This is a genomic window from Streptomyces sp. CA-250714 (assembly GCF_050936705.1).
In the GTDB taxonomy this organism is placed as follows: domain Bacteria; phylum Actinomycetota; class Actinomycetes; order Streptomycetales; family Streptomycetaceae; genus Streptomyces.
The window spans coordinates 2,207,528-2,232,551 of the sequence record NZ_JBNJMI010000001.1 but is presented as its reverse complement, the minus strand read 5'-3'; the positions used below and the strand labels follow the sequence as shown (position 1 = coordinate 2,232,551).

Annotated in this window: 11 protein-coding genes, 1 tRNA gene and 3 rRNA genes; 12 read left to right on the top strand and 3 right to left on the bottom strand. The window is 66.7% G+C overall.

From position 1 onward, the window contains the following. Positions 1 to 10 precede the first annotated feature (10 nt). Positions 11 to 514 (top strand): hypothetical protein, encoded by a 504-nt coding sequence (locus ACQEU8_RS09715; RefSeq protein ID WP_433098903.1) that lies wholly within the window; start codon positions 11 to 13, stop codon positions 512 to 514. Positions 515 to 541: 27 nt separating this feature from the next. Here ACQEU8_RS09715 and ACQEU8_RS09710 read toward each other — a convergent pair whose 3' ends face one another. Both ACQEU8_RS09710 and ACQEU8_RS09705 read right to left on the bottom strand, forming a co-directional pair. After that, on the bottom strand, positions 542 to 1,111 hold the full coding sequence (locus ACQEU8_RS09710; protein WP_433098901.1) for a hypothetical protein: 570 nt from the start codon (positions 1,109 to 1,111) through the stop codon (positions 542 to 544). A gap of 133 nt (positions 1,112 to 1,244) precedes the next feature. Then, entirely contained in the window at positions 1,245 to 1,481 is a 237-nt protein-coding gene (locus tag ACQEU8_RS09705) for a hypothetical protein (RefSeq protein ID WP_433098899.1), read from the bottom strand. A 286-nt stretch (positions 1,482 to 1,767) separates the two neighbouring features. Between ACQEU8_RS09705 and thyX the strand changes: the two genes are divergently transcribed. The 8 genes from thyX (at position 1,768) to ACQEU8_RS09665 (ending at position 12,045) form a co-directional block, all read left to right on the top strand. Further along, on the top strand, positions 1,768 to 2,505 hold the full coding sequence (thyX, locus tag ACQEU8_RS09700) for an FAD-dependent thymidylate synthase (protein WP_433098897.1): 738 nt from the start codon (positions 1,768 to 1,770) through the stop codon (positions 2,503 to 2,505). 244 nt (positions 2,506 to 2,749) lie between these two features. Continuing rightward, the gene (gene dapA / locus ACQEU8_RS09695) at positions 2,750 to 3,649 is read left to right on the top strand and encodes a 4-hydroxy-tetrahydrodipicolinate synthase (protein WP_433098895.1); all 900 of its coding nucleotides are present in this window, start codon (positions 2,750 to 2,752) and stop codon (positions 3,647 to 3,649) included. A gap of 174 nt (positions 3,650 to 3,823) precedes the next feature. Then, entirely contained in the window at positions 3,824 to 5,509 is a 1,686-nt protein-coding gene (locus ACQEU8_RS09690) for a ribonuclease J (RefSeq protein WP_433098893.1), read from the top strand. Positions 5,510 to 5,928: 419 nt separating this feature from the next. After that, positions 5,929 to 7,459, top strand: a 16S ribosomal RNA gene (locus tag ACQEU8_RS09685). A gap of 310 nt (positions 7,460 to 7,769) precedes the next feature. Then, a 23S ribosomal RNA gene (locus tag ACQEU8_RS09680) occupies positions 7,770 to 10,894 on the top strand. A gap of 87 nt (positions 10,895 to 10,981) precedes the next feature. Beyond that, positions 10,982 to 11,098, top strand: a 5S ribosomal RNA gene (gene rrf, locus ACQEU8_RS09675). The 16S, 23S and 5S rRNA genes sit together here, the layout of an rRNA operon. 98 nt (positions 11,099 to 11,196) lie before the next feature. Then, positions 11,197 to 11,901: a DegT/DnrJ/EryC1/StrS family aminotransferase gene (locus ACQEU8_RS09670; RefSeq protein WP_433098891.1), complete on the top strand. Its 705-nt coding sequence runs from the start codon at positions 11,197 to 11,199 to the stop codon at positions 11,899 to 11,901. A 71-nt stretch (positions 11,902 to 11,972) separates the two neighbouring features. Beyond that, positions 11,973 to 12,045, top strand: a tRNA-Thr gene (locus ACQEU8_RS09665). Between the two features lie 81 nt (positions 12,046 to 12,126). Here the strand turns inward: ACQEU8_RS09665 and ACQEU8_RS09660 are convergent. Further along, positions 12,127 to 14,748 carry a SpoIIE family protein phosphatase gene (locus ACQEU8_RS09660; RefSeq protein ID WP_433098889.1) on the bottom strand — a complete coding sequence of 874 codons (2,622 nt, stop codon included), beginning with the start codon at positions 14,746 to 14,748 and terminating at the stop codon, positions 12,127 to 12,129. Positions 14,749 to 15,209: 461 nt separating this feature from the next. Between ACQEU8_RS09660 and ACQEU8_RS09655 the strand changes: the two genes are divergently transcribed. The 3 genes from ACQEU8_RS09655 to ACQEU8_RS09645 all read left to right on the top strand — a co-directional run bounded on the left by ACQEU8_RS09655 (position 15,210) and on the right by ACQEU8_RS09645 (position 24,820). After that, a complete protein-coding gene (locus tag ACQEU8_RS09655; protein WP_433098887.1) occupies positions 15,210 to 20,879 on the top strand; it encodes a HAMP domain-containing protein in 5,670 nt (1,889 codons plus the stop codon). A 248-nt stretch (positions 20,880 to 21,127) separates the two neighbouring features. After that, positions 21,128 to 21,826, top strand: a complete 699-nt coding sequence (locus tag ACQEU8_RS09650) for a response regulator (protein ID WP_433098885.1) — start codon at positions 21,128 to 21,130, stop codon at positions 21,824 to 21,826. A 210-nt stretch (positions 21,827 to 22,036) separates the two neighbouring features. Further along, complete coding sequence (locus ACQEU8_RS09645; RefSeq protein ID WP_433098883.1) at positions 22,037 to 24,820, top strand: DNA translocase FtsK; 2,784 nt, start codon at positions 22,037 to 22,039, stop codon at positions 24,818 to 24,820. Positions 24,821 to 25,024: the final 204 nt, after the last annotated feature.

Genomic DNA, 25,024 nt, shown 5'->3' with positions numbered 1-25,024 from the left:
GCACAGCAGCATGCGCGCGAAGATCACCTACTTCCTCCTGGCCGCCGTCCTGGTCGTCTACTTCGTCCTGGTCGGCAGCCGGGGTGTGCTGCTGATCGAGCAGGGCACCGCCATCACCGTCACGTTCGGCATCGCCGTACTGGTGCTGCCGTTCATCGGGGCGTGGTTCCTGTGGCACACCACGCGCTTCGCACGCCGTGCAGGACGGCTGGCGCGGCAGCTGGAGGCGGAGGGCGGGCTGCCCGTCGACGACCTCGAACGCACCCCCTCGGGGCGCATCGACCGCGACTCGGCGGACGCGGTCTTCGCCCGTCGCCAGGCCGAGACGGAGCAGAACCCGGACGACTGGCGCTCCTGGTTCCGCCTCGCCGTGGCCTACCACGACGCCCGCGACACCCCCCGCGCCCGCAAGGCCATGCAGCACGCCATCGCGCTGCACCAAGCGGACAGCGCCCCCTCCGGCCACAACTGGGGGAACGCACGGCCGCAGGCCGGGGGCGAACAAGCACGATGAAGAGGGTTCGGCGGCGCTTCGACGGGCTCAGCCGGAACCTTCCGCCGCTTCGGCTGCCCAGCCCTCTATGACGTCGGCCGCGCGGTCGAAAGCCCGCGGCCGGGAGAGGAAGTCGGCGTTGTGGTCGGTGAGCAGCACCCGCTCACTGTCGACCGCCGCCGCCCCGCGCGGGACGAGCGTCAGCGCCTCGCCCTGCACCGTACGGGGCAGCCCCAGCCACCGCACAGGCCGCTGCACCGTACGCAGCGACCCCACCTCGCCCCACTGCAGCGTCGTCGTACGGAACAGCCCTGCCCGGCGCAAACCATGCGAGCTGACCCACACTCCGGCGCGCAGCAGCCGCACCGCGAGGACGATCAGCAGTACGCCGCAGGCCGCGCATATCGCTCCGCTCGGCACGCCGCCGGCCAGGGCGATGACGAGCGCGGAGAAGAGTACGTACGACGCGAGAAGCAGCAGCAGCGCGCCGCCGCCGACCCGCCAGGGGCCCGGGGAGTAGGGGCGCCGCCACAGATCACGGTCGGCCTCGGCGAGAGTCACCGACTGGGCCGCGTGCACGGCGTCCTCGCGGTCGGCTGTCACAAAGGGCAGGGGCACGGCAGGGTCCTCGCTCGCTCACGACAGGGGCTTGGCCCGCGGCTGCACGCCGCAGCGGTGTGAGCGGTGACATTAGCGAGGTGGGTTGGACCCGGCCACCCCCGGGTGCCGTTCCCGGGGGTGGCCCTCAGGGTCAGCGGCCCTCGGCCGCTGCCGGATGCTCGTGCGACGGCGTCTCGTTGTCGCTGAGTGCCGGCAGTCCGATCAGAACCGATCCCACGAGCCCGGCGACGATGGTCAGCCCCACCAGGGCACTGCCCGCGACCTGGCGGAAGCTGCGACGGGCAGGGGGCGGCGGGGTGACATTGCTGCGGAACCGATCTGCCTCGGCTATGAAGGCGAACGGGACTGATTCTCCGCGGCGGGACATGAAGGTGCGCTCCTGCGTGATCGTTCTGGGTTGGTTATGAGGTGAACGTCCGGGTCGGCGGCAGAGTGCCCGCAACCGACGAACGCATGTGAAAAATATCAACCGGGACGAAGAGGTTTGTCACCGGGGTCGCGTTTCTTCGATCTGAGGCTCGTTTGTCCGGTTAAGGACGCGCAAAGCGGACTATTCTCCCTGCCTCTCCCCGCCTCTCCCCGCTACGGTCCGCTGTCGGACCCTCCCCTTAGGCTGGCTCCGCTCTGGCAGACGTACGTGGAAGGACCAGCCGGTGACCGAAACCCCCGCCCCGCCCGCCCCCAGTTTCCGCAGCGATATGACGGTCGAGCTGGTCAAGCACAGCGCGTCCGACACCGATGTGCTCTGGGCGGCCCGGGTCTCCACCGCGGGCGAGCAGTCCCTGGAAGAGCTGAGCAAGGACCCGGAGCGCTCCAAGGGTCTGATCAACTTCCTGATGCGGGACCGTCACGGCAGCCCCTTCGAGCACAACTCGATGACCTTCTTCATCAGCGCCCCGCTCTTCGTCTTCCGGGAGTTCCACCGGCACCGCGTCGGCTGGTCCTACAACGAGGAGTCGGGCCGCTACCGCCGGCTGCAGCCCGTCTTCTATATCCCGGACGCGTCCCGCAAGCTCGTCCAGCAGGGCCGCCCGGGCAAGTACGAGTTCGTGGCGGGCACCCAGGAACAGCACGAGCTGATGAGCCGCTCCATGGCGGACGTCTACCGGAAGGCGTACGAGACGTACGAGGAGATGCTGGCGGCCGGTGTCGCCCGGGAGGTCGCCCGCGCGGTGCTGCCGGTCGGGCTCTACTCCTCGATGTACGCCACCTGCAACGCCCGCTCGCTGATGCACTTCCTCGGGCTGCGCACCCAGCACGAACAGGCCAAGGTGCCCAGCTTCCCGCAGCGCGAGATCGAGATGGTGGGCGAGCTGATGGAGGAGCAGTGGGCCAAGCTGATGCCGCTGACCCACGCGGCGTTCAACGCCAACGGCCGCGTCGCGCCCTGACCGCTACCCGCCGGTCGGCGGGGTGCCAGAGGTGTCCGTATTGCGGCGTTTGAAGAAGTTCATCTAGGGTGATTGTGCGGTCCCGGCACTGCCTGAACCCCCGAGCAGGCAGTGCCGGGGCCCCTCATCACTCGCACCCGGTTCCGGCCCCCACCGCCCTCCCGGCGGTTCCCGTGGCGGATCGGCGCCGCATCAGCAGCCCCGAGGGAGCATCGCGGGGTGCGCTGCGAGTAGCGTGGACCCTATGGCTCCGACCTCCACACCGCAGACGCCCTTCGGGCGGGTCCTGACCGCGATGGTCACGCCGTTCACCGCGGACGGCGCGCTCGACCTCGACGGCGCGCAGCAGCTCGCCGCCCACCTGGTGGACGCCGGCAACGACGGCCTCGTCGTCAACGGCACCACCGGTGAGTCCCCGACCACCACCGATGCGGAGAAAGCCCAGCTCGTCAAGGCGGTCGTGGAGGCCGTGGGAGACCGGGCCCATGTGGTCGCAGGAGCCGGCACCAACGACACGGCGCACAGCCTCGAGCTGGCCCGCGGCGCGGAGAAGGCGGGTGCGCACGGCCTCCTGGCAGTGACGCCGTACTACAGCAAGCCCCCCCAGGAGGGCCTCTACCGGCACTTCACCGCGATCGCCGACGCCACGGAGCTCCCGGTGATGCTCTACGACATCCCGGGCCGCAGCGGTGTCCCCATCAACACCGAGACGATCGTCCGTCTCGCCGAACACCCCCGCATCGTCGCCAACAAGGACGCCAAGGGCGACCTCGGCCGCGCGAGCTGGGCCATCGCCACCAGCGGCCTCGCCTGGTACAGCGGCGACGACATGCTCAACCTTCCGCTGCTGTCCGTCGGCGCCGTCGGTTTCGTCTCCGTGGTCGGTCACGTCGTCACGCCCGAGCTGCGCGCCCTGCTGGAGGCACACCTGAGCGGCGACGTCGCCAAGGCGACCGAGATCCACCAGAAGCTGCTCCCCGTCTTCACCGGCATGTTCCGCACCCAGGGCGTCATCACGACCAAGGCCGCACTCGCCGGCCTGGGCCTCCCGGCCGGGCCGCTGCGCCTTCCGCTGGTCGAGCTGTCCCCCGAGGAGCTGGAGCAGCTCAGGCACGATCTCGCTCACGGCGGGGTACATCTGTAGGTCCCAGACTTCACAACTGCATACCGCCGGACAACGGCAGCAGTGCACAACAGTGCATGAACCTTCGGAACGAGCACGACACGTACGTACGACACGTGCGTCCGCGTGCGCATCATGAATATCGCGCGCCACGTGCCCAGGCGGGTGCGTGGCGCGCGTGGTAAGGAGAGTCTTTTGAGTCATCCGCATCCAGAGCTCGGGCCGCCCCCGAAGCTCCCCGAGGGTGGCCTACGCGTCACCCCGCTGGGCGGGCTCGGTGAGATCGGCCGCAACATGACCGTCTTCGAGTACGGCGGCAGGCTGCTGATCGTCGACTGCGGCGTCCTCTTCCCCGAGGAGGAGCAGCCCGGCATCGACCTGATCCTCCCCGACTTCACCTGTCTGAGGGACCGCCTCGACGACATCGACGGCATCGTCCTCACCCACGGCCATGAGGACCACATCGGCGGCATCCCCTACCTGCTGCGGGAGAAGGCCGACATCCCGCTGATCGGCTCCAAGCTGACCCTCGCCCTGATCGAGGCCAAGCTCCAGGAGCACCGCATCCGGCCCTACACCCTCGAGGTCGAGGAGGGGCACCGCGAGCGCATCGGTCCGTTCGACTGCGAGTTCCTCGCGGTCAACCACTCCATCCCCGATGCCCTCGCCGTCGCCATCCGCACCCCGGCGGGCATGGTCGTGCACACCGGCGACTTCAAGATGGACCAGCTGCCGATGGACGGCCGCCTCACCGACCTGCGTGCCTTCGCCCGCCTCGGTGAAGAGGGCATCGATCTGCTGCTCAGCGACTCGACCAACGCCGAGGTCCCCGGCTTCGTACCGCCCGAGCGCGAGATCTCCTCGGTGCTGCGCCAGGTCTTCTCCAGCGCCCAGAAGCGGATCATCGTGGCCAGCTTCGCCAGCCATGTGCACCGCATCCAGCAGATCCTGGACGCCGCCCACGAACACGGCCGCCGGGTCGCCTTTGTCGGCCGCTCCATGGTCCGCAACATGGGCATCGCCCGCGACCTTGGCTACCTCCGGGTGCCGGCCGGACTCGTCGTCGACGTCAAGACGCTCGACGACCTGCCGGACGACGAGGTCGTGCTGGTCTGCACCGGCTCCCAGGGCGAGCCCATGGCAGCCCTCTCCCGGATGGCCAACCGCGACCACCAGATCCGTATCGTCCAGGGCGACACGGTGATCCTGGCCTCGTCCCTCATCCCGGGCAACGAGAACGCCGTCTACCGCGTGATCAACGGCCTGACCCGCTGGGGCGCCAACGTCGTCCACAAGGGCAACGCCAAGGTCCACGTCTCCGGGCACGCCTCCGCCGGTGAGCTGCTGTACTTCTACAACATCTGCCGGCCCAGGAACCTGATGCCGGTCCACGGCGAATGGCGCCACCTGCGCGCCAACGCCGAGCTTGGCGCGGCGACCGGCGTCCCGCACGACCGCATCGTGATCGCCGAGGACGGCGTCGTCGTCGACCTGGTCGACGGCAAGGCCAAGATCACCGGCAAGGTCCAGGCTGGCTACGTCTACGTCGACGGCCTCTCGGTCGGTGACGTCACCGAGTCCTCCCTCAAGGACCGCCGCATCCTCGGCGACGAGGGCATCATCTCGATCTTCGTCGTGGTCGACAGCACCACCGGCAAGACCGTGGGCGGCCCCCACCTCCAGTCCCGCGGCTCCGGTATCGACGAGGCCGACTTCGCCGCGGTCATCCCGAGGATCGACGAGGCGCTCGCCAAGTCGGCACAGGACGGCGTCGCGGAGACCCACCAGCTCCAGCAGCTGGTGCGCCGCACGGTCGGCAAGTGGGTCTCGGACACCTACCGCCGCCGCCCGATGATCCTCCCAGTGGTCGTCGAGGTCTGACCTCCCGTCAGGGCCCCTGCCAGGGCCCACGGATGAGCGGGGCGCCTCGATTTGCCTCCAGGCGCCCCGCTCCAGTACGTTTACATCTCCACCGCATCGGGAACCCGGGGCCACTACGTCCCGGGAGCGATCGATAGCCAGGAATCCGAAATCAGCTCGGAAACGAGCCGGAAAAAGATTCTGGTAAGGTTGGAAACACCGAAAGGGCAAACGTCCGGAGGAAACCCGAGAGGGAATCCAAAGGAAGCGTCCGTTCCTTGAGAACTCAACAGCGTGCCAAAAGTCAACGCCAGATATGTTGATACCCCGACTCGCCGAAGGCGAGTTGAGGTTCCTTTGAAGAAAATTACAGCGAGGACGCTGTGGACAGTGCCCGACTATTCCTCTGGCTACTGTTCCGCTCTTCCGCGAATGAAGCATTCACGGAGAGTTTGATCCTGGCTCAGGACGAACGCTGGCGGCGTGCTTAACACATGCAAGTCGAACGATGAACCGGCTTCGGTCGGGGATTAGTGGCGAACGGGTGAGTAACACGTGGGCAATCTGCCCTGCACTCTGGGACAAGCCCTGGAAACGGGGTCTAATACCGGATACGACACGGGATCGCATGATCTCCGTGTGGAAAGCTCCGGCGGTGCAGGATGAGCCCGCGGCCTATCAGCTTGTTGGTGGGGTGATGGCCTACCAAGGCGACGACGGGTAGCCGGCCTGAGAGGGCGACCGGCCACACTGGGACTGAGACACGGCCCAGACTCCTACGGGAGGCAGCAGTGGGGAATATTGCACAATGGGCGAAAGCCTGATGCAGCGACGCCGCGTGAGGGATGACGGCCTTCGGGTTGTAAACCTCTTTCAGCAGGGAAGAAGCGCGAGTGACGGTACCTGCAGAAGAAGCACCGGCTAACTACGTGCCAGCAGCCGCGGTAATACGTAGGGTGCGAGCGTTGTCCGGAATTATTGGGCGTAAAGAGCTCGTAGGCGGCTTGTCGCGTCGGATGTGAAAGCCCGGGGCTTAACCCCGGGTCTGCATTCGATACGGGCAGGCTGGAGTTCGGCAGGGGAGATCGGAATTCCTGGTGTAGCGGTGAAATGCGCAGATATCAGGAGGAACACCGGTGGCGAAGGCGGATCTCTGGGCCGATACTGACGCTGAGGAGCGAAAGCGTGGGGAGCGAACAGGATTAGATACCCTGGTAGTCCACGCCGTAAACGTTGGGCACTAGGTGTGGGCCACATTCCACGTGGTCCGTGCCGCAGCTAACGCATTAAGTGCCCCGCCTGGGGAGTACGGCCGCAAGGCTAAAACTCAAAGGAATTGACGGGGGCCCGCACAAGCGGCGGAGCATGTGGCTTAATTCGACGCAACGCGAAGAACCTTACCAAGGCTTGACATACACCGGAAACCTCTGGAGACAGGGGCCCCCTTGTGGTCGGTGTACAGGTGGTGCATGGCTGTCGTCAGCTCGTGTCGTGAGATGTTGGGTTAAGTCCCGCAACGAGCGCAACCCTTGTCCTGTGTTGCCAGCAACTCCTTCGGGAGGTTGGGGACTCACGGGAGACTGCCGGGGTCAACTCGGAGGAAGGTGGGGACGACGTCAAGTCATCATGCCCCTTATGTCTTGGGCTGCACACGTGCTACAATGGCCGGTACAATGAGCTGCGATGCCGTGAGGTGGAGCGAATCTCAAAAAGCCGGTCTCAGTTCGGATTGGGGTCTGCAACTCGACCCCATGAAGTCGGAGTCGCTAGTAATCGCAGATCAGCATTGCTGCGGTGAATACGTTCCCGGGCCTTGTACACACCGCCCGTCACGTCACGAAAGTCGGTAACACCCGAAGCCGGTGGCCCAACCCCCTTGTGGGGAGGGAATCGTCGAAGGTGGGACTGGCGATTGGGACGAAGTCGTAACAAGGTAGCCGTACCGGAAGGTGCGGCTGGATCACCTCCTTTCTAAGGAGCATCTTTGGCCGCTTCGGCGGTCCAGAGGCCCACTACGCGAGCGAACGACTCGCGGTGGGTTGCTCATGGGTGGAACGTTGACTATTCGGCACTCTCGGTTGGTCTTGGGCTAGTACTGCTCTTCGGAGCGTGGAACGCGTAAGGCGGACTGGGGGTGTCGGGCGCGCTGTTGGGTGTCTGAGGGCACGGCCGTTGAAGGTTGTGGCTCTTGGTTGCCGGTCCCAGTGAACTCGCTCTTCGGGGTGGGGTGGTGGGTGGCTGGTTGTTGTTTGAGAACTGCACAGTGGACGCGAGCATCTGTGGCCAAGTTTTTAAGGGCGCACGGTGGATGCCTTGGCACCAGGAACCGATGAAGGACGTGGGAGGCCGCGATAGGCCCCGGGGAGCTGTCAACCGAGCTGTGATCCGGGGGTGTCCGAATGGGGGAACCCGGCAGTCGTCATGGGCTGTCACCTGCCGCTGAATGTATAGGCGGTGTGGAGGGAACGCGGGGAAGTGAAACATCTCAGTACCCGTAGGAAGAGAAAACAACCGTGATTCCGGGAGTAGTGGTGAGCGAAACCGGAGGAGGCTAAACCGTATGTGTGTGAGACCCGGCAGGGGTTGCGCATGCGGGGTTGTGGGATTCCACTTCAGTGGTCTGCCGGCTGCTGGACGAGTAAGAAATTGTCGATGTAGGCGAAGGGCATGCGAAAGGCCCGGCGTAGAGGGTAAGACCCCCGTAGCTGAAATGTTGGCAACTCGTTTGTGGGACTCCCAAGTAGCATGGGGCCCGAGAAATCCTGTGTGAATCTGGCGGGACCACCCGTCAAGCCTAAATATTCCCTGGTGACCGATAGCGGATAGTACCGTGAGGGAATGGTGAAAAGTACCGCGGGAGCGGAGTGAAAGAGTACCTGAAACCGTGTGCCTACAAGCCGTGGGAGCGTCGCGTTGCATGCTTGCATGTAACGTCGTGACTGCGTGCCTTTTGAAGAATGAGCCTGCGAGTTTGCGGCATGTTGCGAGGTTAACCCGTGTGGGGGAGCCGTAGCGAAAGCGAGTCCGAAGAGGGCGTTTGAGTAGCGTGTTCAAGACCCGAAGCGGAGTGATCTAGCCATGGGCAGGGTGAAGCGCGGGTAAGACCGTGTGGAGGCCCGAACCCACCAGGGTTGAAAACCTGGGGGATGACCTGTGGTTAGGGGTGAAAGGCCAATCAAACTCCGTGATAGCTGGTTCTCCCCGAAATGCATTTAGGTGCAGCGTCGTGTGTTTCTTGCCGGAGGTAGAGCACTGGATAGGCGATGGGCCCTACCGGGTTACTGACCTTAGCCAAACTCCGAATGCCGGTAAGTGAGAGCGCGGCAGTGAGACTGTGGGGGATAAGCTCCATGGTCGAGAGGGAAACAGCCCAGAGCATCGACTAAGGCCCCTAAGCGTGTGCTAAGTGGGAAAGGATGTGGAGTCGCAGGGACAACCAGGAGGTTGGCTTAGAAGCAGCCATCCTTGAAAGAGTGCGTAATAGCTCACTGGTCAAGTGATTCCGCGCCGATAATGTAGCGGGGCTCAAGTACACCGCCGAAGTCGTGTCACTCCAGTAATACTCCTAACGGGGGCTGGGGTGGGTAGGGGAGCGTCGTGTGCCGGGTGAAGCAGCCGTGGAAGCGAGTTGTGGATGGTTCACGAGTGAGAATGCAGGCATGAGTAGCGATACATGCGTGAGAAACGTGTGCGCCGATTGACTAAGGGTTCCTGGGTCAAGCTGATCTGCCCAGGGTAAGTCGGGACCTAAGGCGAGGCCGACAGGCGTAGTCGATGGAGAACCGGTTGATATTCCGGTACCCGCTATGCAGCGTCAAACATCGAATCAGGTGATGCTAAGTCCGTGAAGCCGCTCTGGATCCTTCGGGTGAAAGGGTTTTGGTGGAGCCGACGGCCCGAGCTTGTAGTAGGTGAGTGATGGGGTGACGCAGTGAGGTAGTCCAGCCCGGGCGATGGTTGTCCCGGGGTAAGGGTGTAGCCCGTCGGGTAGGGAAATCCGCCTGGCATGAGGGGTGAGACCTGATGCCGAGCCGTTTGTGGTGAAGTGGGTGATCCTGTGCTGTCGAGAAAAGCCTCTAGCGAGTTGTGTGGCGGCCCGTACCCTAAACCGACTCAGGTGGTCTGGTAGAGAATACTGAGGCGTTCGGGTGAACTATGGTTAAGGAACTCGGCAAAATGCCCCCGTAACTTCGGGAGAAGGGGGGCCATTTCTGGTGATCCAACATGCTTGGTGAGCTGGGGGTGGCCGCAGAGACCAGCGAGAAGCGACTGTTTACTAAAAACACAGGTCCGTGCGAAGCCGTAAGGCGATGTATACGGACTGACGCCTGCCCGGTGCTGGAACGTTAAGGGGACCGGTTAGTCAGGATTCGTCCTGGTGAAGCTGAGAACTTAAGCGCCAGTAAACGGCGGTGGTAACTATAACCATCCTAAGGTAGCGAAATTCCTTGTCGGGTAAGTTCCGACCTGCACGAATGGCGTAACGACTTCTTGACTGTCTCAACCATAGGCCCGGTGAAATTGCAGTACGAGTAAAGATGCTCGTTTCGCGCAGCAGGACGGAAAGACCCCGGGACCTTTACTACAGCTTGATATTGGTGTTCGGTTCGGCTTGTGTAGGATAGGTGGGAGACTGTGAAGCGGCCACGCCAGTGGTTGTGGAGTCGTTGTTGAAATACCACTCTGGTCGTGCTGGATGTCTAACCTGGGTCCGTGATCCGGATCGGGGACAGTGTCTGGTGGGTAGTTTAACTGGGGCGGTTGCCTCCTAAAGGGTAACGGAGGCGCCCAAAGGTTCCCTCAGCCTGGTTGGTCATCAGGTGGTGAGTGTAAGTGCACAAGGGAGCTTGACTGTGAGACTGACGGGTCGAGCAGGGACGAAAGTCGGGACTAGTGATCCGGCGGTGGCTTGTGGAAGCGCCGTCGCTCAACGGATAAAAGGTACCCCGGGGATAACAGGCTGATCTTCCCCAAGAGTCCATATCGACGGGATGGTTTGGCACCTCGATGTCGGCTCGTCGCATCCTGGGGCTGGAGTCGGTCCCAAGGGTTGGGCTGTTCGCCCATTAAAGCGGTACGCGAGCTGGGTTTAGAACGTCGTGAGACAGTTCGGTCCCTATCCGCTGCGCGCGTAGGAGTCTTGAGAAGGGCTGTCCCTAGTACGAGAGGACCGGGACGGACGGACCTCTGGTGTGCCAGTTGTTCTGCCAAGGGCATGGCTGGTTGGCTACGTTCGGGAAGGATAACCGCTGAAAGCATCTAAGCGGGAAGCCTGCTTCGAGATGAGGACTCCCACCCCCTTGGAGGGGTTAAGGCTCCCTGGAGATGACGGGGTTGATAGGCCGGATCTGGAAGCCCAGTAATGGGTGGAGGTGACCGGTACTAATAGGCCGAGGGCTTGTCCGTAGATGCTCGCGTCCACTGTGTTGGTTCTGAGACAACAACCCAAAACACACCTGTGTGGTGTGTTGCTGGTTGTGTGTTTCGCCGTGTTTCGGTGGTCATAGCGTGAGGGAAACGCCCGGTTACATTCCGAACCCGGAAGCTAAGCCTTTCAGCGCCGATGGTACTGCATGCGGGAGTGTGTGGGAGAGTAGGACACCGCCGAACGATCTTTACAAGTCGTGGTCCCTGGACGTCAGTCCAGGGACCACGACTTTTTTGTGTCTGGTCACCGGCAGTTCACGTTACGTGGACATGATCCGACCATGGCGACAACACAGTTGAGCGCAGCAGGCGTCGGTGCAGGTGACGAGGTCGTGGTGCCGTCGTTCGGCGGAGCCGACGTCGCGCAGGCCGTGCGGGACCTCGGAGCCCGGCCCGTCTTTGCTGACATCGATGCCGATACCTACTGTCTCGATCCCGCGTCCGCGGCAGGTGTGGTGACCTCGCGGACTGCGGCCATCGTTCCCGTTCACCTCTTCGGTCGCTCCGCGGATATGACCGAACTGCGTGCGCTGGGGGCGGAGCATGCCGTTCCTGTCGTCGAGTGGGAGCAGCTGCCTCGTACGGATGCGATCGACGCGGTGCGGAGGCGCCAGTACGCCACGTACCTGGGGCGTCGGCTCAGGGGCGTCGTCGTGCCGGCGGTCGGGGAGGGGGTCGAGCACGCTTTCACGGCGTATGTCGTGCGGGTGCTCGGGAACGGGCGTCCGGACCGGGATGCCTTTCGGCGGGCGCTGCGGATGAGGGGCGTCGAATGTGACGTTCCTGTGCGGGTGCCGGCCCACCGGTTGCCGGAGTACGCGCAGTACACCGAATACGCGCCTGCTGTGCGGTTGCCCGAGGCGGAGCGGGCTGCCGACGAGTGCCTGTCCTTGCCGTTGAGCGCTGCCATGACGAAGAAGGACCTGCACCGTGTGGTGTCGGCCTGCAACGGGCTTGGTGGGCTGTTGCAGGAGCGCGCCAGCTGAGTGTGATGGGGCGGTCCAGCGCCAGTTCGATCCAGTGCCGTGGATCGGGTAAGATCTCTTCCGCTGACCGCGCCCCAATAGCTCAGTCGGCAGAGCGTCTCCATGGTAAGGAGAAGGTCAACGGTTCGATTCCGTTTTGGGGCTCTTCATAAGCGAGTTGAAGGCCCCCGCCAATTGGCGGGGGCCTTCTTCGTTGGTGCACCGTTGTGGCGTGCCCCGTAGCTTCTACTCCGGGACCCGCATCGCCAGAATGGCCATGTCGTCCGAGGGGGCGTCGCTGGCGAAGCGTTCGACAGCGCGCATGATGCGGGCTGCCACCGCACCGGCGTTGAGTCCCGTGCAGGTGCCGAGGACGTCGGCCAGGCCGTCGTCGCCGAGCATGCGGGTGCCCTCGCGGCGTTCTGTCACGCCGTCCGTCACGCACAGCAGTACGTCGCCCGGGTCGAGGGAGACGGTCTGCTCGTACAGCTCCAGGTCCTCCATGACGCCCAGCAGTGGCTGGGGGTCGGCGGCGGGTTCGACGCTGCCGTCCTGGCGCAGGCGCAGCGGCAGGGGATGGCCCGCGCAGACGACCTTCAGCTCGGCGCTGCCGTCCTCCTGAGGGTGCATCTCGCCGTAGAGGAGGGTGAGGAAGCGGCTGCGCGCCCCCTCGTCGAGGATGGCGGTGTTGAGGCGCTCCAGTACGGCCGGTCCGCCGAGGCCCTCGCGGGCGAGCAGGCGCAGCGCGTGCCGGGCCAGGCCGGTGACGGCGGCGGCCTCGGGGCCCGTACCGCAGACGTCGCCGATGGCGAAGCCGTAGACGCCTTCGCGGATCTCGAAGAGGTCGTAGAAATCGCCGCCGACCTCGTTGCCCTCGCCTGCGGCGCGGTAGATGACCTCGCGCTCGATCCCGCCTGTGATGTCCGGGAGTTCGGGCGGCAGGAGGCTGCGCTGGAGGGACTGGCTGATGGCGGTGCGCTCGGAGTAGAGGCGCGCGTTGTCCAGCGCGAGGGCGGCACGGCGGGAGAGGTCCTCGGCCAGTTCCAGGATCTCCTGGCGGAACCGCTCGTCGGTGGGTTTGCCCAGGGTCAGCATGCCGATGACGCGGTTGCGCGCCACCAAGGGCAGGACGACGGTCTCGCCGCCGACGGCCGCCGCGGTGGCCAGGCTCGTGCCGGCGGAGAGCTGGTGGTCCTCGCCTTCCAGCGAGACGCTGCGCAGCGAGGTGCGCATGGCGGCGGAGTGTGCGGCCTCGGTGGGAGCCGTCCACACGCGGGCTCCGGGCGTGGGCACGGGCTCGGGTGGGTCGACCTTGGCGAGCAGTCCCTTGAGGTTGTCGATGCGGTCCTCGTCCTCGTGCAGTACGTAGGACAGCTTGGGCTCGGAGCCCTGGTCGGCGACGGTGTAGACGGCGCACCAGGTGGCCAGGGTGGGGACCGTCATCTGGGCCATCAGGGCGAGCGTCTGGTCGCGGTCGAGGGTGCCGGCGAGCAGATCGGAGGCTTCGACGAGGAAGGAGAGCGAGCCGCGCCGCAGCCGTTCCAGCTCGGTGAGGCGGGCACGTTCCACGGCGAGGGCGATGCGGTCGGCGGCGAACTGGAGGCGCAGCGCCTCCTCGTTCGTGTACCGGCCCGGTGCCTCGGTGGCGACGCCGAGGGAGCCGGTGAGCCGGCCCTCGACCTTGAGGGGGACGGTGACCACGGAACGCATGCCCGTGCCGTCCAGCAGAGGTACGGCGCCGGGGACGACGGTGAGGTCCTCGTGTACGGACGGCATACGGGCCGAGCCGTACCGGCCGCTGCCGGTCTCCACGGGGACGCGGGCGAAGCGCTGGCGGGCCGAGGGGAGGCCGGTGGAGGCGCGGACCTCCAGCTCCGTCTCGTCGTCGGTGGCCAGCAGCAGATACGCGGAGTCGCCGTCGAGCATGTCCCTGGCACGTTCCACGGTGCGCTGGAGCAGGCCGTCGAGGTCGTCGGGGGCGGGGGAGCCGATGAAGACCTCGAAGGGGTCGGCTGCGGACTGCTCCTGGGAGTCGCCGGCGGTGCCGGTGTTGTCGTGCGAGTGGACGCGGGGCGGGGACTGGAGTACGGCGCGCTCGTGCTCGCGCACCAGCAGGCAGACCGTGGAGGGCTCGCCGTCGCTGTCGCGTACGCGCAGGTGGGAGGCGTAGACGGGGATGGTGCGGCCGTCCGAGCCGCGCATGCCGTAGGAGCCCTCCCAGCGGGAGAGGCGCAGCGCCTCGGCGACGCCGGTGCCGGTGCCGGGGGTGTGCGGCCAGGCGGCGAAGTCGGTGAGCGGCTTGCCGACGACCTGTTCCGCCGGATAGTCGAACAGTTCGGTGGCGTCTTCGTTCCAGGCGCTGATCGAGCCGCTGCGGTCGACCTGGATGACGGCTACCCGGACGCGGGTGTCGGTGACCGGCAGGGCGGTGTCCGGGAGCGCGGGGCCTGCCGTACGGGTACCGACGGGGCGCTCGGGGAGGTCGAGACGGAACCAGACGCGCTTGTCGGCCGCGGTGTAGTCGACGCCCCAGCGGGTGGCCAAGGCCGAGGCCAGCAGCAGTCCGCGGCCTCCCTCGCGGTCGGGGCTGGCGGGCTGCGGATTGACCTCCTGGAGCGGCAGCTCACGCTCCGGGTAGCGGTCGATGACCTCGATGCGGACGCCGTCCTCGTCGCGCAGGCACAGCACCTCCGCGGCGGTTCCGGCGTGCACGACGGCGTTGGTGACCAGTTCGCTGGTCAGTACGACGGCGTCGTCGACGATGTCGGACAGGCCCCAGCCCTGGAGGGTGTCGCGTACGAAGCCGCGCGCGGTGGCGACGGACCGGCCCACCGGTTCGAAGGTGGCGGCGGCTCGTGCGGTGATCACTGGTCTCCCCATGGATGTCCTGTCGGCCAGGCGCACTGGTGTGCGCTGTGCGGTCAGGGCCGTAACGGTCCCTGCCTCGTCGTTCGGGCCTTGTTGTGAGCCCACGGCGTTCGGGGGGATCCCGGTGGGGAATCCCCCGCGCTCGGCGCTCTGCTCTTGCGTCACCGCAGCGCCCCTCCGTCGCCCTTCGTACTCACACCGCTGCCCCCTGCGAAGCCCCTACCCATCCGACCCGGTCGGGCACCCCGCCGACATGGGGGTGAACGGACAGCCGGGTGCCAGGTTACTTACGTATCCACGGCGAGTGGCTGCCGGATGCGGGTGATTTCCCTCCGGGTCCGCGAACGCAGTGCGATATGCCATGCTGCCGAACTGTTATCGCCGGGTTCGGGCAGGGTGAAACACTGGGAAGGCTCGGAGTACAAGGGCCCGGGCAGGAAGGTCGACCCGCAGGAGGGGCAGTGGAGTCTGGCGCAACCGCGCGTAGCGGCAACACGCGCGTGAAGGGCGGACGGTCCCGGAGGAGCGGGACGATCGAGGTGGACGCCGCCGCCGTCAACAAGCTCCTGGCAGGGCTGACGGCGATGCGGGACGGGAATTTCCGCAAGCGGCTCACCGTGACCGGAGAGGGCCCGATGGCCGAGATCGCCGCGGTCTTCAACGAGGTCGCGGACCAGAATCTGCATCTGACGGGCGAGCTGTCCCGGGTGCGGCGTGTGGTGGGACGTGAGGGAAAACTCACAGAGCGGTTGCAGACCGGTACGTGTGAGGGCTCCTGGGCGTCGGCGATCGACGCGGCGAACGCGCTGGTGGACGACCTGGTGTGGCCCGTCTCCGAGGTGGGCAGGGTGCTGTCTGCTGTCGCCGACGGTGACCTGGAGCAGCGCATGGATCTGCGCTCGCGCGGGGCCGAGGGCGGCGGGCATCCGCTGCGCGGGGAGTTCCTGAAGGTCGGCCGCACGGTGAACGGGCTGGTGGACCAGCTTTCGGCGTTCACGGACGAGGTGACCCGGGTCGCCAGCGAGGTGGGCACCGAGGGAAAGCTGGGCGGCCAGGCGCGAGTGCGCGGAATGTCCGGTTCCTGGAAGGATCTGACCGATTCCGTCAACACCATGGCGTCGCGGCTGACGGCCCAGGTGCGGGACATCGCGCTGGTGACGACGGCGGTCGCCAAGGGTGACCTGTCACGCAAGGTGACCGTTCATGTCGCCGGCGAGATGCTGGAGCTGAAGAACACCGTCAACACGATGGTCGACCAGCTCTCCTCCTTCCAGTCCGAGGTCACCCGGGTCGCGCGCGAGGTCGGCACCGAGGGTGAGCTGGGCGGCCAGGCGCGGGTGCAGGGCGTCGCGGGCGTGTGGAAGGACCTGACGGACTCCGTCAACCTGATGGCGGGGAATCTCACCTCCCAGGTGCGGGAGATCGCCCAGGTGACCACGGCGGTGGCCAATGGCGATCTGTCGCAGAAGATCACCGTGAACGCGCGGGGCGAGGTGGCGCAGCTCGCCGAGACGATCAACGCGATGACGGACACGCTGCGTACACTCGCGGACGAGGTCACACGGGCGGCGAGCGAGGTCGGCACCGATGGCGTGCTGGGCGGCCAGGCGGTCGTCCCGGGCGCTGCCGGGATCTGGAAGGATCTGACCGATTCGGTCAACTCCGCCTTCCGTAATCTGACCGCTCAGGTGCGGGACATCGCGCAGGTGACGACGGCGGTGGCGAACGGTGATCTGTCGCAGAAGGTCACCGTGGATGTCTCCGGTGAGATGCAGGAGTTGAAGAACACCGTCAACACGATGGTGGACCAGCTCTCCGCGTTCGGTGCGGAGGTGACCCGCGTCGCCCGGGAGATCGGCGTCGAGGGTGAGCTGGGCGGCCAGGCGGCCGTGCCCGGCGCGGCCGGCACCTGGAAGGATCTGACCGACTCGGTCAACACCGCCTTCCGCAACCTGACGGGCCAGGTGCGCAACATCGCGCAGGTGACGACGGCGGTGGCGAACGGTGATCTGTCGCAGAAGGTCACCGTGGACGTCTCCGGCGAGATGCTTCAGCTGAAGAACACCGTCAACACGATGGTGGACCAGCTGTCGTCCTTCGCCGAGCAGGTGACCCGGATGGCCAGGGATGTGGGCACCGAGGGCCGGCTGGGCGGTCAGGCGCGGGTGGACGGCGTCTCGGGCACCTGGAAGGACCTGACGAACTCCGTCAACTTCATGGCCAACAACCTGACGTCCCAGGTGCGGCAGATCGCTCAGGTGACGACGGCGGTCGCGCGTGGTGATCTGTCGCAGAAGATCGAGGTCGATGCCCGGGGCGAGATCCTGGAGCTGAAGAACACCATCAATACGATGGTCGATCAGCTCTCCGCCTTCGCCGACCAGGTCACGAGAGTGGCCCGGGAGGTCGGTACGGAGGGTCGGCTGGGCGGCCAGGCGCAGGTGCCGGGCGTTGCGGGTGTGTGGCGCGATCTGACCGACTCCGTGAACGGTATGGCGGGCAACCTGACCTCTCAGGTGCGCAACATCTCGCAGGTGGCGACCGCGGTCGCGCGTGGTGATCTGTCGCAGAAGATCGACGTGGACGCGCGGGGCGAGATCCTGGAGCTGAAGACCACGCTGAACACGATGGTGGACCAGCTGTCGTCGTTCGCCGAGGAGGTCACCCGGGTCGCCCGCGAGGTCGGCACGGAGGGCATCCTGGGCGGCCAGGCGGAGGTCAAGGGTGTCTCGGGCACCTGGAAGGACCTCACGCAGTCCGTGAACTTCATGGCGAACAATCTGACCTCGCAGGTCCGCAACATCGCCGAGGTCACCACGGCTGTCGCGCAGGGCGATCTGTCGAAGAAGATCACCGTCGACGCCAAGGGCGAGGTCCTCGCCCTGGTGACGACCGTCAACACCATGGTGGACACGCTCTCGTCGTTCGCCGAGCAGGTGACCCGGGTGGCCCGCGAGGTGGGCACCGAGGGCATTCTCGGCGGGCAGGCCAGGGTGCGTGATGTGTCGGGCATCTGGAAGGACCTCACCGACAACGTCAACATCATGGCCAACAACCTGACCAGCCAGGTGCGCAACATCTCCCAGGTCGCCACGGCGGTCGCGGGCGGTGACCTGACCAAGAAGGTCACCGTCGAGGCCAGTGGCGAGGTGGCGCAGCTCGCGGACACGGTCAACACGATGGTCACCACGCTCTCGTCGTTCGCGGAGCAGGTGACTCGGGTGGCCCGTGAGGTGGGCACCGACGGCGTGCTGGGCGGTCAGGCACGTGTGCAGGGCGTTGCGGGTACGTGGAAGGACCTGACGGAGTCCGTGAACTCCATGGCGTCCAATCTGACCGGCCAGGTGCGGCAGATCGCCATGGTCACCACCGCCATCGCCAAGGGTGATCTGACCAAGAAGATCGACATCGAGGCCAACGGTGAGATCCTCCAGCTGAAGACGACCATCAACACGATGGTCGACCAGCTGTCGTCGTTCGCCGAGCAGGTCACCCGGGTGGCCCGTGAGGTGGGCACCGAGGGCCAGTTGGGCGGTCAGGCGCGGGTGCCGGGTGTTGCCGGTACGTGGAAGGACCTGACCGACTCCGTCAACGAGATGGCGGGCAACCTGACCCGTCAGGTGCGGGCGATTGCCGAGGTCGCCACCGCGGTGACCCGCGGCGATCACAATGTCCGTATCGATGTGGAGGCGGCGGGGGAGATCCTGGAGCTTCAGGGCTACATCAACACGATGATCGCCAATCTGCGGGACACCACTCAGGCCAACCAGGAGCAGGACTGGCTCAAGGGCAACCTGGCGCGGATCTCCGGGCTGATGCAGGGCCGCCGCGACCTGCGGGACGTGGCGGGGCTGATCATGAGCGAGCTGACGCCGGTGGTCTCCGCGCAGCACGGCGCGTTCTTCATCTCGCTGCCCGAGGGCACCCCCGAGGGCGCGGTGGGCGTCGGCGCCGGGCCCGGCGAGGACGGCAAGTACGAGCTGCGGATGCTGGGCAGCTACGGCTACTGCACCGACAGCATGCCCACGTCCTTCCTGCCCGGCGAGTCGCTGATCGGTACGGCGGCGAAGGAGAAGCGCACCATCGAGATGGGCAATGTGCCGCCCGGCTATCTGAAGATCTCCTCGGGCCTGGGTGAGGCGCCGCCCGCACATCTGGTGGTGCTGCCCGTCATCTTCGAGGGCACGGTGCTCGGCGTGATCGAGCTGGCGTCGTTCCAGCCGTTCGGGCAGATCCAGAAGGACTTCCTGAACCAGATCGCCGAAATGATTGCGACGAGCGTCAACACCATCAGCGTCAATATGCGTACCGAGCGGCTGCTGGAACAGTCGCAGGAGCTGACGGCGCAGCTGAAGGAGCGCTCGGCGGAGCTGGAGAACCGGCAGAAGGCCCTCCAGGAGTCCAACGCGGCGCTGGAGGAGAAGGCCGAACAGCTCGCCCAGACCAACAGCGACATCGAGATCAAGAACCGGGAGATCGAGGAGGCGCGGCAGGTTCTGGAGGAGCGTGCCGAGCAGCTGTCGGTCTCGATGCGCTACAAGTCCGAGTTCCTGGCCAACATGTCGCACGAGTTGCGTACGCCGCTCAACTCGCTGCTGATTCTGGCCAAGCTGCTGGCGGACAACGCGGAGAACAACCTCTCGCCCAAGCAGGTCGAGTTCGCGGAGACCATCCATGGCGCGGGCTCGGACCTGTTGCAGCTGATCAACGACATCCTCGATCTGTCGAAGGTCGAGGCGGGCAAGATGGATGTCAGCCCGACGCGGATCGCACTGGTGCAGCTGGTCGACTATGTGGAGGCCACTTTCCGGCCGCTGACGGTGGAGAAGGGGCTGGACTTCTCGGTGAGCGTATCCCCGGAGCTGCCGGCCACGCTGCACACCGACGAGCAGCGGCTCCTGCAGGTGCTGCGCAACTTGCTGTCGAACGCGGTCAAGTTCACCGACAGCGGCGCCGTCGAGCTGGTGATCCGCTCGGCCCGTTCGGATGTGCCCGACGCGATCCGCGAGCAGATGCTGGAGCACGGTTCGCTGCGGGATCCGGACTCGGAGCTGATCGCCTTCTCCGTGACGGACACCGGTATCGGTATCGCGCAGAGCAAGATGCGCGTCATCTTCGAGGCGTTCAAGCAGGCCGACGGCACCACCTCGCGCAAGTACGGCGGAACGGGCCTGGGGCTGTCCATCAGCCGGGAGATCGCGCGGCTGCTGGGCGGTGAGATCTACGCGGTCAGCGAGCCGGGCCGGGGCTCCACCTTCACCCTGTACCTGCCGCTGCACCCGACGGAGCTGCCGCCGCAGGGCTACGGACAGCTCGCCTCCGGCAGCGGCCCGCTGGCCCTCCCCGAGGCGCGGACGGGCGCGGCGGCGGCTCCGGCTGCCGAGTCCGAGGAGGCGGCGCGCCCGGCACCCGGTGAGGGCGCCGAGACGCCCCCCGTAGCGCCCGAGCAGACCGCGGAGGAGGCGGCGCACTCACTGGCCGACCGGCGGCGGCTGCGGGACGCCAGCGGCCAGGCGCAGCCCGAACTGCCCCCGGAGGCCCGGCCGTCGGGCCCGTCGGCCGAGAACGGCGCCGGGGTGGTCAACGGGACGGCCAACGGCGCGGGGCCACGGGGCAACGGGGCTCAGCGGGCGGCCGCGCCCGGCGAGCAGCCGGGCGGGGCACCGGCCGAGACCGCCGAGGCGTCCGGACAGGGAGTGGCCACCCAGGGTGACCAGGAGGCCCCGGCCACCGCGGCCGGCGACACCGGTGATCTGGCCGGCCGGAAGGTGCTCATCGTCGACGACGACATCCGCAACGTCTTCGCGCTCACCAGCGTGCTGGAACAGCACGGCCTGCAAGTGCTCTACGCCGAGAACGGCAGGGAGGGCATCGAGGTGCTCGAGCAGCACGACGACGCGGCCGTGGTGCTGATGGACATCATGATGCCGGAGATGGACGGTTACGCCACGACAGCGGCCATCCGCAAGATGCCGCAGTTCGCCGGGCTGCCGATCATCGCGTTGACCGCCAAGGCGATGAAGGGCGACCGGGAGAAGAGCATCGAGGCCGGTGCTTCCGACTACGTCACCAAGCCGGTGGATACTGATCATCTGTTGGATGTCATGAGGCGGTGGATGGAGGGCGGGTGAATATGACACCGTGTCGATGAGGGCCACATGTTGACTCAGTGTGGTCAAGCGCGTGTGGAAACACGGTAAACCGGGAACCTTTTGGTCCCCTGGGGCGTTTCTGCTACGTGCACAGTGACATCACGGTGACAGGGTGTGGCGGGCCGCAGGGTGCGGCTACCATGACCGGCACAAGGACGGGCGGCGGCGACAGGAAGCCGCTCCCAGGGGCGGCGTCCGAAAGGCTGCCGGGGCGAGGAGGACGGGCCATGGTGCAGAAGGCCAAGATCCTCCTGGTCGATGACCGGCCGGAGAATCTGCTGGCGCTGGAGGCCATTCTCTCCGCGCTCGATCAGACGCTGGTACGGGCATCGTCAGGGGAGGAAGCGCTCAAAGCGCTGCTGACCGACGACTTCGCGGTCATTCTGCTGGATGTCCAGATGCCGGGGATGGACGGCTTCGAGACAGCCGCCCATATCAAGCGCCGCGAGCGCACCCGCGACATCCCGATCATCTTCCTCACGGCCATCAACCACGGCCCGCACCACACCTTCCGCGGCTACGCGGCCGGTGCGGTCGACTACATCTCCAAACCGTTCGATCCCTGGGTGCTGCGGGCGAAGGTCTCGGTCTTCGTCGACCTGTACATGAAGAACGTTCAGCTGCGCGAGCAGGCGTCGCTGCTGCGGCTCCAGTTGGAGGGCAACGGCAGCGGCGAGCGGCGCCCCGGCACTGCCGAGGACGGCGACGAGGCGCAGGGCCTGCTGGTCGAGCTCTCCGCGCGGCTGGCGGCCGTAGAGGAGCAGGCGGAAGCGCTCACCAAGCAGCTGGGCGACTCGGCTGACGCGGCGACAGCTGCGACGGCCGCACATCTGGAGCGCAAACTGGCCGGGTTGCGCAGCGCACTTGACGCGTTGGGTCCCGGCACGGACGGCGATCCCTCGCACCAGGTGTCCTCCCAGAACTGACCCTCCCCGGAACGGAACGGGTCCCTCCGGCGGAACGGAACTGTTCCCTCCGGGTGTTCACCGAGCCCGCTTCCTCCGGGGCCGGCACGTTCTTCCGGAACTCTCACGCTCGTCCCGCAACTGACGCCAGGTCCGGAACCGTGGCCTGGGGCAGGTGTGGTGCCCCGGGCATCCGTGCCTCGGGTGCCTGGCACAGGTAACCTCACACCTATGGCCTCACGTGCGTCGGGAACAGGAAAGGCTGCCAAGAAAGCACCCGCGAAAAAGGCTGCCCCGAAAGCCGCGAAGGCGGCCCCGGCGAAGAAGGCGCCGCCCAAGAAGGCACCCGCCAAGAAGGCCCCGGCCAAGGGCGGCAAGGGCAAGGGGGCGCCGTCGCCCACCAGTGGCGTCCTCAAGGTGCTGAAGGCGTGCTGGCTCGGTCTCGCGCACGCCGTCGGCGCCGTCTTCCGCGGGATAGGACGCAGCGGCAAGGCGCTGGATCCGGCCCACCGCAAGGACGGCCTGGCGCTGCTGCTGCTCGGTATCGCACTGATCGTCGCGGCGGGTACCTGGTCCAACCTCCAGGGCCCGGTGGGCGATCTGGTGGAGATGCTGGTGACCGGGGCGTTCGGCAGGCTGGATCTGCTGGTGCCGATACTGCTCGGCGTCATCTCCGTGCGGCTGATCCGCCACCCGGAGAAGCCCGAGGCCAACGGCCGTATCGTGATCGGGCTTTCGGCGCTGCTCGTCGGTGTGCTGGGGCTGGTCCACATCGGCTGCGGCGCGCCCGGCAGGGGCGAGGGGGACGACGCGCTGCGGGACGCGGGTGGCCTGATCGGCTGGGGTGTCTCCCGGCCGCTGATCGCGGCCATGGGCGAGATGCTGGCCGTGGCGCTGTTGGCGCTCGTCACCGTCTTCGGGCTGCTCGTCGTGACGGCCACGCCGGTGAACGCCATCCCGCAGCGGCTCCGGGCCGCCGGGGTCCGGCTCGGTATCGTCCAGCCGGTGCCCGGCTACGACTACGACGTCGAGCCGGACGAGGAGGAGCCGGCCCCGGCGCGGCGGGCACACACCATGCGCAAGGAGCAGATCGCGCCCGCGCTCGCCGAGAAGGAGGCCCTCGACCGCCGTCGGCGGGCCGGCCGCCAGGGCAGGCGGAGGACCGGGACGCAGGAGCCGCTGCCCGAGGACGGCGTCGTGGTCAGCGGGAGCGCGGGCGAGACCGAGCGGACGCTGGACGCGGTGGATGTGGCCGCCGCTGCCGCCGCCTCGCTGGACGGCGCCGTGGTCAACGGAATCCAGCCCTCGCCGGTGGTGGCCGATCTGACCAGCTCCGTCGCCAAGTCCCGCGGCAGGAAGCGCCGGAGCCAGCACGCGGAGCCCGCGCTACCGGGCGCACGAGGCGAGGAGGGCCAAGTCCAGCATGCTGCTCCCGCCGCCGACGAGGCCACCGAGCGCACCCCGGTACCCGACCTGACCAAGGCGCCGGCGCCGCCGGAACCGGCAGAGCTGCCCCCGCGGGCTGAACAGCTCCAGCTGTCCGGGGACATCACCTACGCGCTGCCGTCGCTCGACCTGCTGGAGCGTGGCGGTCCCGGCCGTTCCCGCAGCGCCGCCAACGACCAGGTGGTGCAGTCGCTGACCACCGTCTTCACCGAGTTCAAGGTGGACGCCGCGGTCACCGGCTTCACCCGCGGCCCGACCGTCACCCGTTACGAGGTCGAACTGGGCCCGGGCGTGAAGGTCGAGAAGATCACCGCGCTGGCCAAGAACATCGCGTACGCCGTCGCCAGTCCCGATGTGCGCATCATCAACCCGATCCCCGGCAAGTCCGCGGTGGGTATCGAGATCCCCAACAGCGACCGCGAGATGGTCAACCTCGGCGATGTACTCCGCTCCGCCGAGGCAGCGGGCGAGGAGCACCCGCTGCTGGTCGGGCTCGGCAAGGATGTCGAGGGCGGCTACGTCTCGGCCAACCTGGCGAAGATGCCGCACATCCTGGTCGCGGGCTCCACCGGCTCGGGCAAGTCCTCCTGCATCAACTGCCTCATCACCTCGGTGATGGCCAGGGCCACGCCGGAGGATGTGCGGATGGTGCTCGTGGACCCCAAGCGGGTCGAGCTGACCGCCTACGAGGGCATCCCGCACCTGATCACGCCGATCATCACCAACCCGAAGAAGGCCGCCGAAGCGCTCCAATGGGTCGTCCGCGAGATGGATCTGCGCTACGACGACCTGGCGGCATTCGGATTCCGCCACATCGACGACTTCAACGACGCCGTGCGCACGGGTCGGGTGCAGGCGCCGGAGGGCAGCGAGCGGGAGCTGACGCCGTACCCGTATCTGCTGGTCATCGTCGACGAGCTGGCGGACCTGATGATGGTGGCTCCGCGTGACGTGGAGGACGCGATCGTCCGGATCACCCAGCTGGCGCGGGCCGCGGGCATCCACCTGGTGCTGGCCACCCAGCGGCCGTCGGTCGACGTCGTCACCGGCCTCATCAAGGCCAACGTCCCCTCCCGGCTCGGTTTCTCCACCTCGTCGCTGGCCGACAGCCGCGTCATCCTCGACCAGGGCGGCGCCGAGAAGCTCATCGGCAAGGGCGACGGGCTGTTCCTGCCGATGGGCGCCAGCAAGCCGATCCGGATGCAGGGCGCCTACGTCAACGAGCGAGAGATCCATGCGGTCGTCGAGCACTGCAAGGCGCAGATGACGCCTGTCTTCCGGGAGGACGTGACCACCGGCCAGAGCAAGAAGAAGGAGATCGACGAAGAGATCGGCGACGACATGGATCTGCTCTGCCAGGCGGCGGAGCTGGTCGTCTCCACCCAGTTCGGCTCCACCTCGATGCTCCAGCGCAAGCTGCGGGTCGGCTTCGCCAAGGCGGGGCGGCTGATGGACCTGATGGAGTCGCGGGGCGTGGTGGGCCCCAGCGAGGGCTCCAAGGCGCGGGACGTGCTGGTCAAGCCCGACGAGCTGGACGGGGTGCTCGCGGCCATCAGGGGCGGCGAGTAGGCCCGCACAGCACTGCCGACACCGGCTGCACGGGCGGCACAGCTCACTCGAAAGGGCGAGCGAGGCAACCGTTTCCGTGGTCTATACGTCAAGTTGAGGGAAGGGACGGCTAAGGCGTCGGCGCACCCGGTTCGTACGGGCGCCAGTCGGCGCGGCTCGGTCATACGTACGCCATACATATGGCGTACAAAGTTGCTCCGCCCG

Coding starts and splice junctions, on each gene's coding strand:
- ACQEU8_RS09650 (WP_433098885.1), top strand. CDS start 21,128: ATGGTGCAGAAGGCCAAGATCCTCCTGGTCGATGACCGGCCGGAGAAT.
- ACQEU8_RS09670 (WP_433098891.1), top strand. CDS start 11,197: ATGGCGACAACACAGTTGAGCGCAGCAGGCGTCGGTGCAGGTGACGAG.
- dapA (WP_433098895.1), top strand. CDS start 2,750: ATGGCTCCGACCTCCACACCGCAGACGCCCTTCGGGCGGGTCCTGACC.
- ACQEU8_RS09715 (WP_433098903.1), top strand. CDS start 11: ATGCGCGCGAAGATCACCTACTTCCTCCTGGCCGCCGTCCTGGTCGTC.
- ACQEU8_RS09705 (WP_433098899.1), bottom strand. CDS start 1,481: ATGTCCCGCCGCGGAGAATCAGTCCCGTTCGCCTTCATAGCCGAGGCA.
- ACQEU8_RS09645 (WP_433098883.1), top strand. CDS start 22,037: ATGGCCTCACGTGCGTCGGGAACAGGAAAGGCTGCCAAGAAAGCACCC.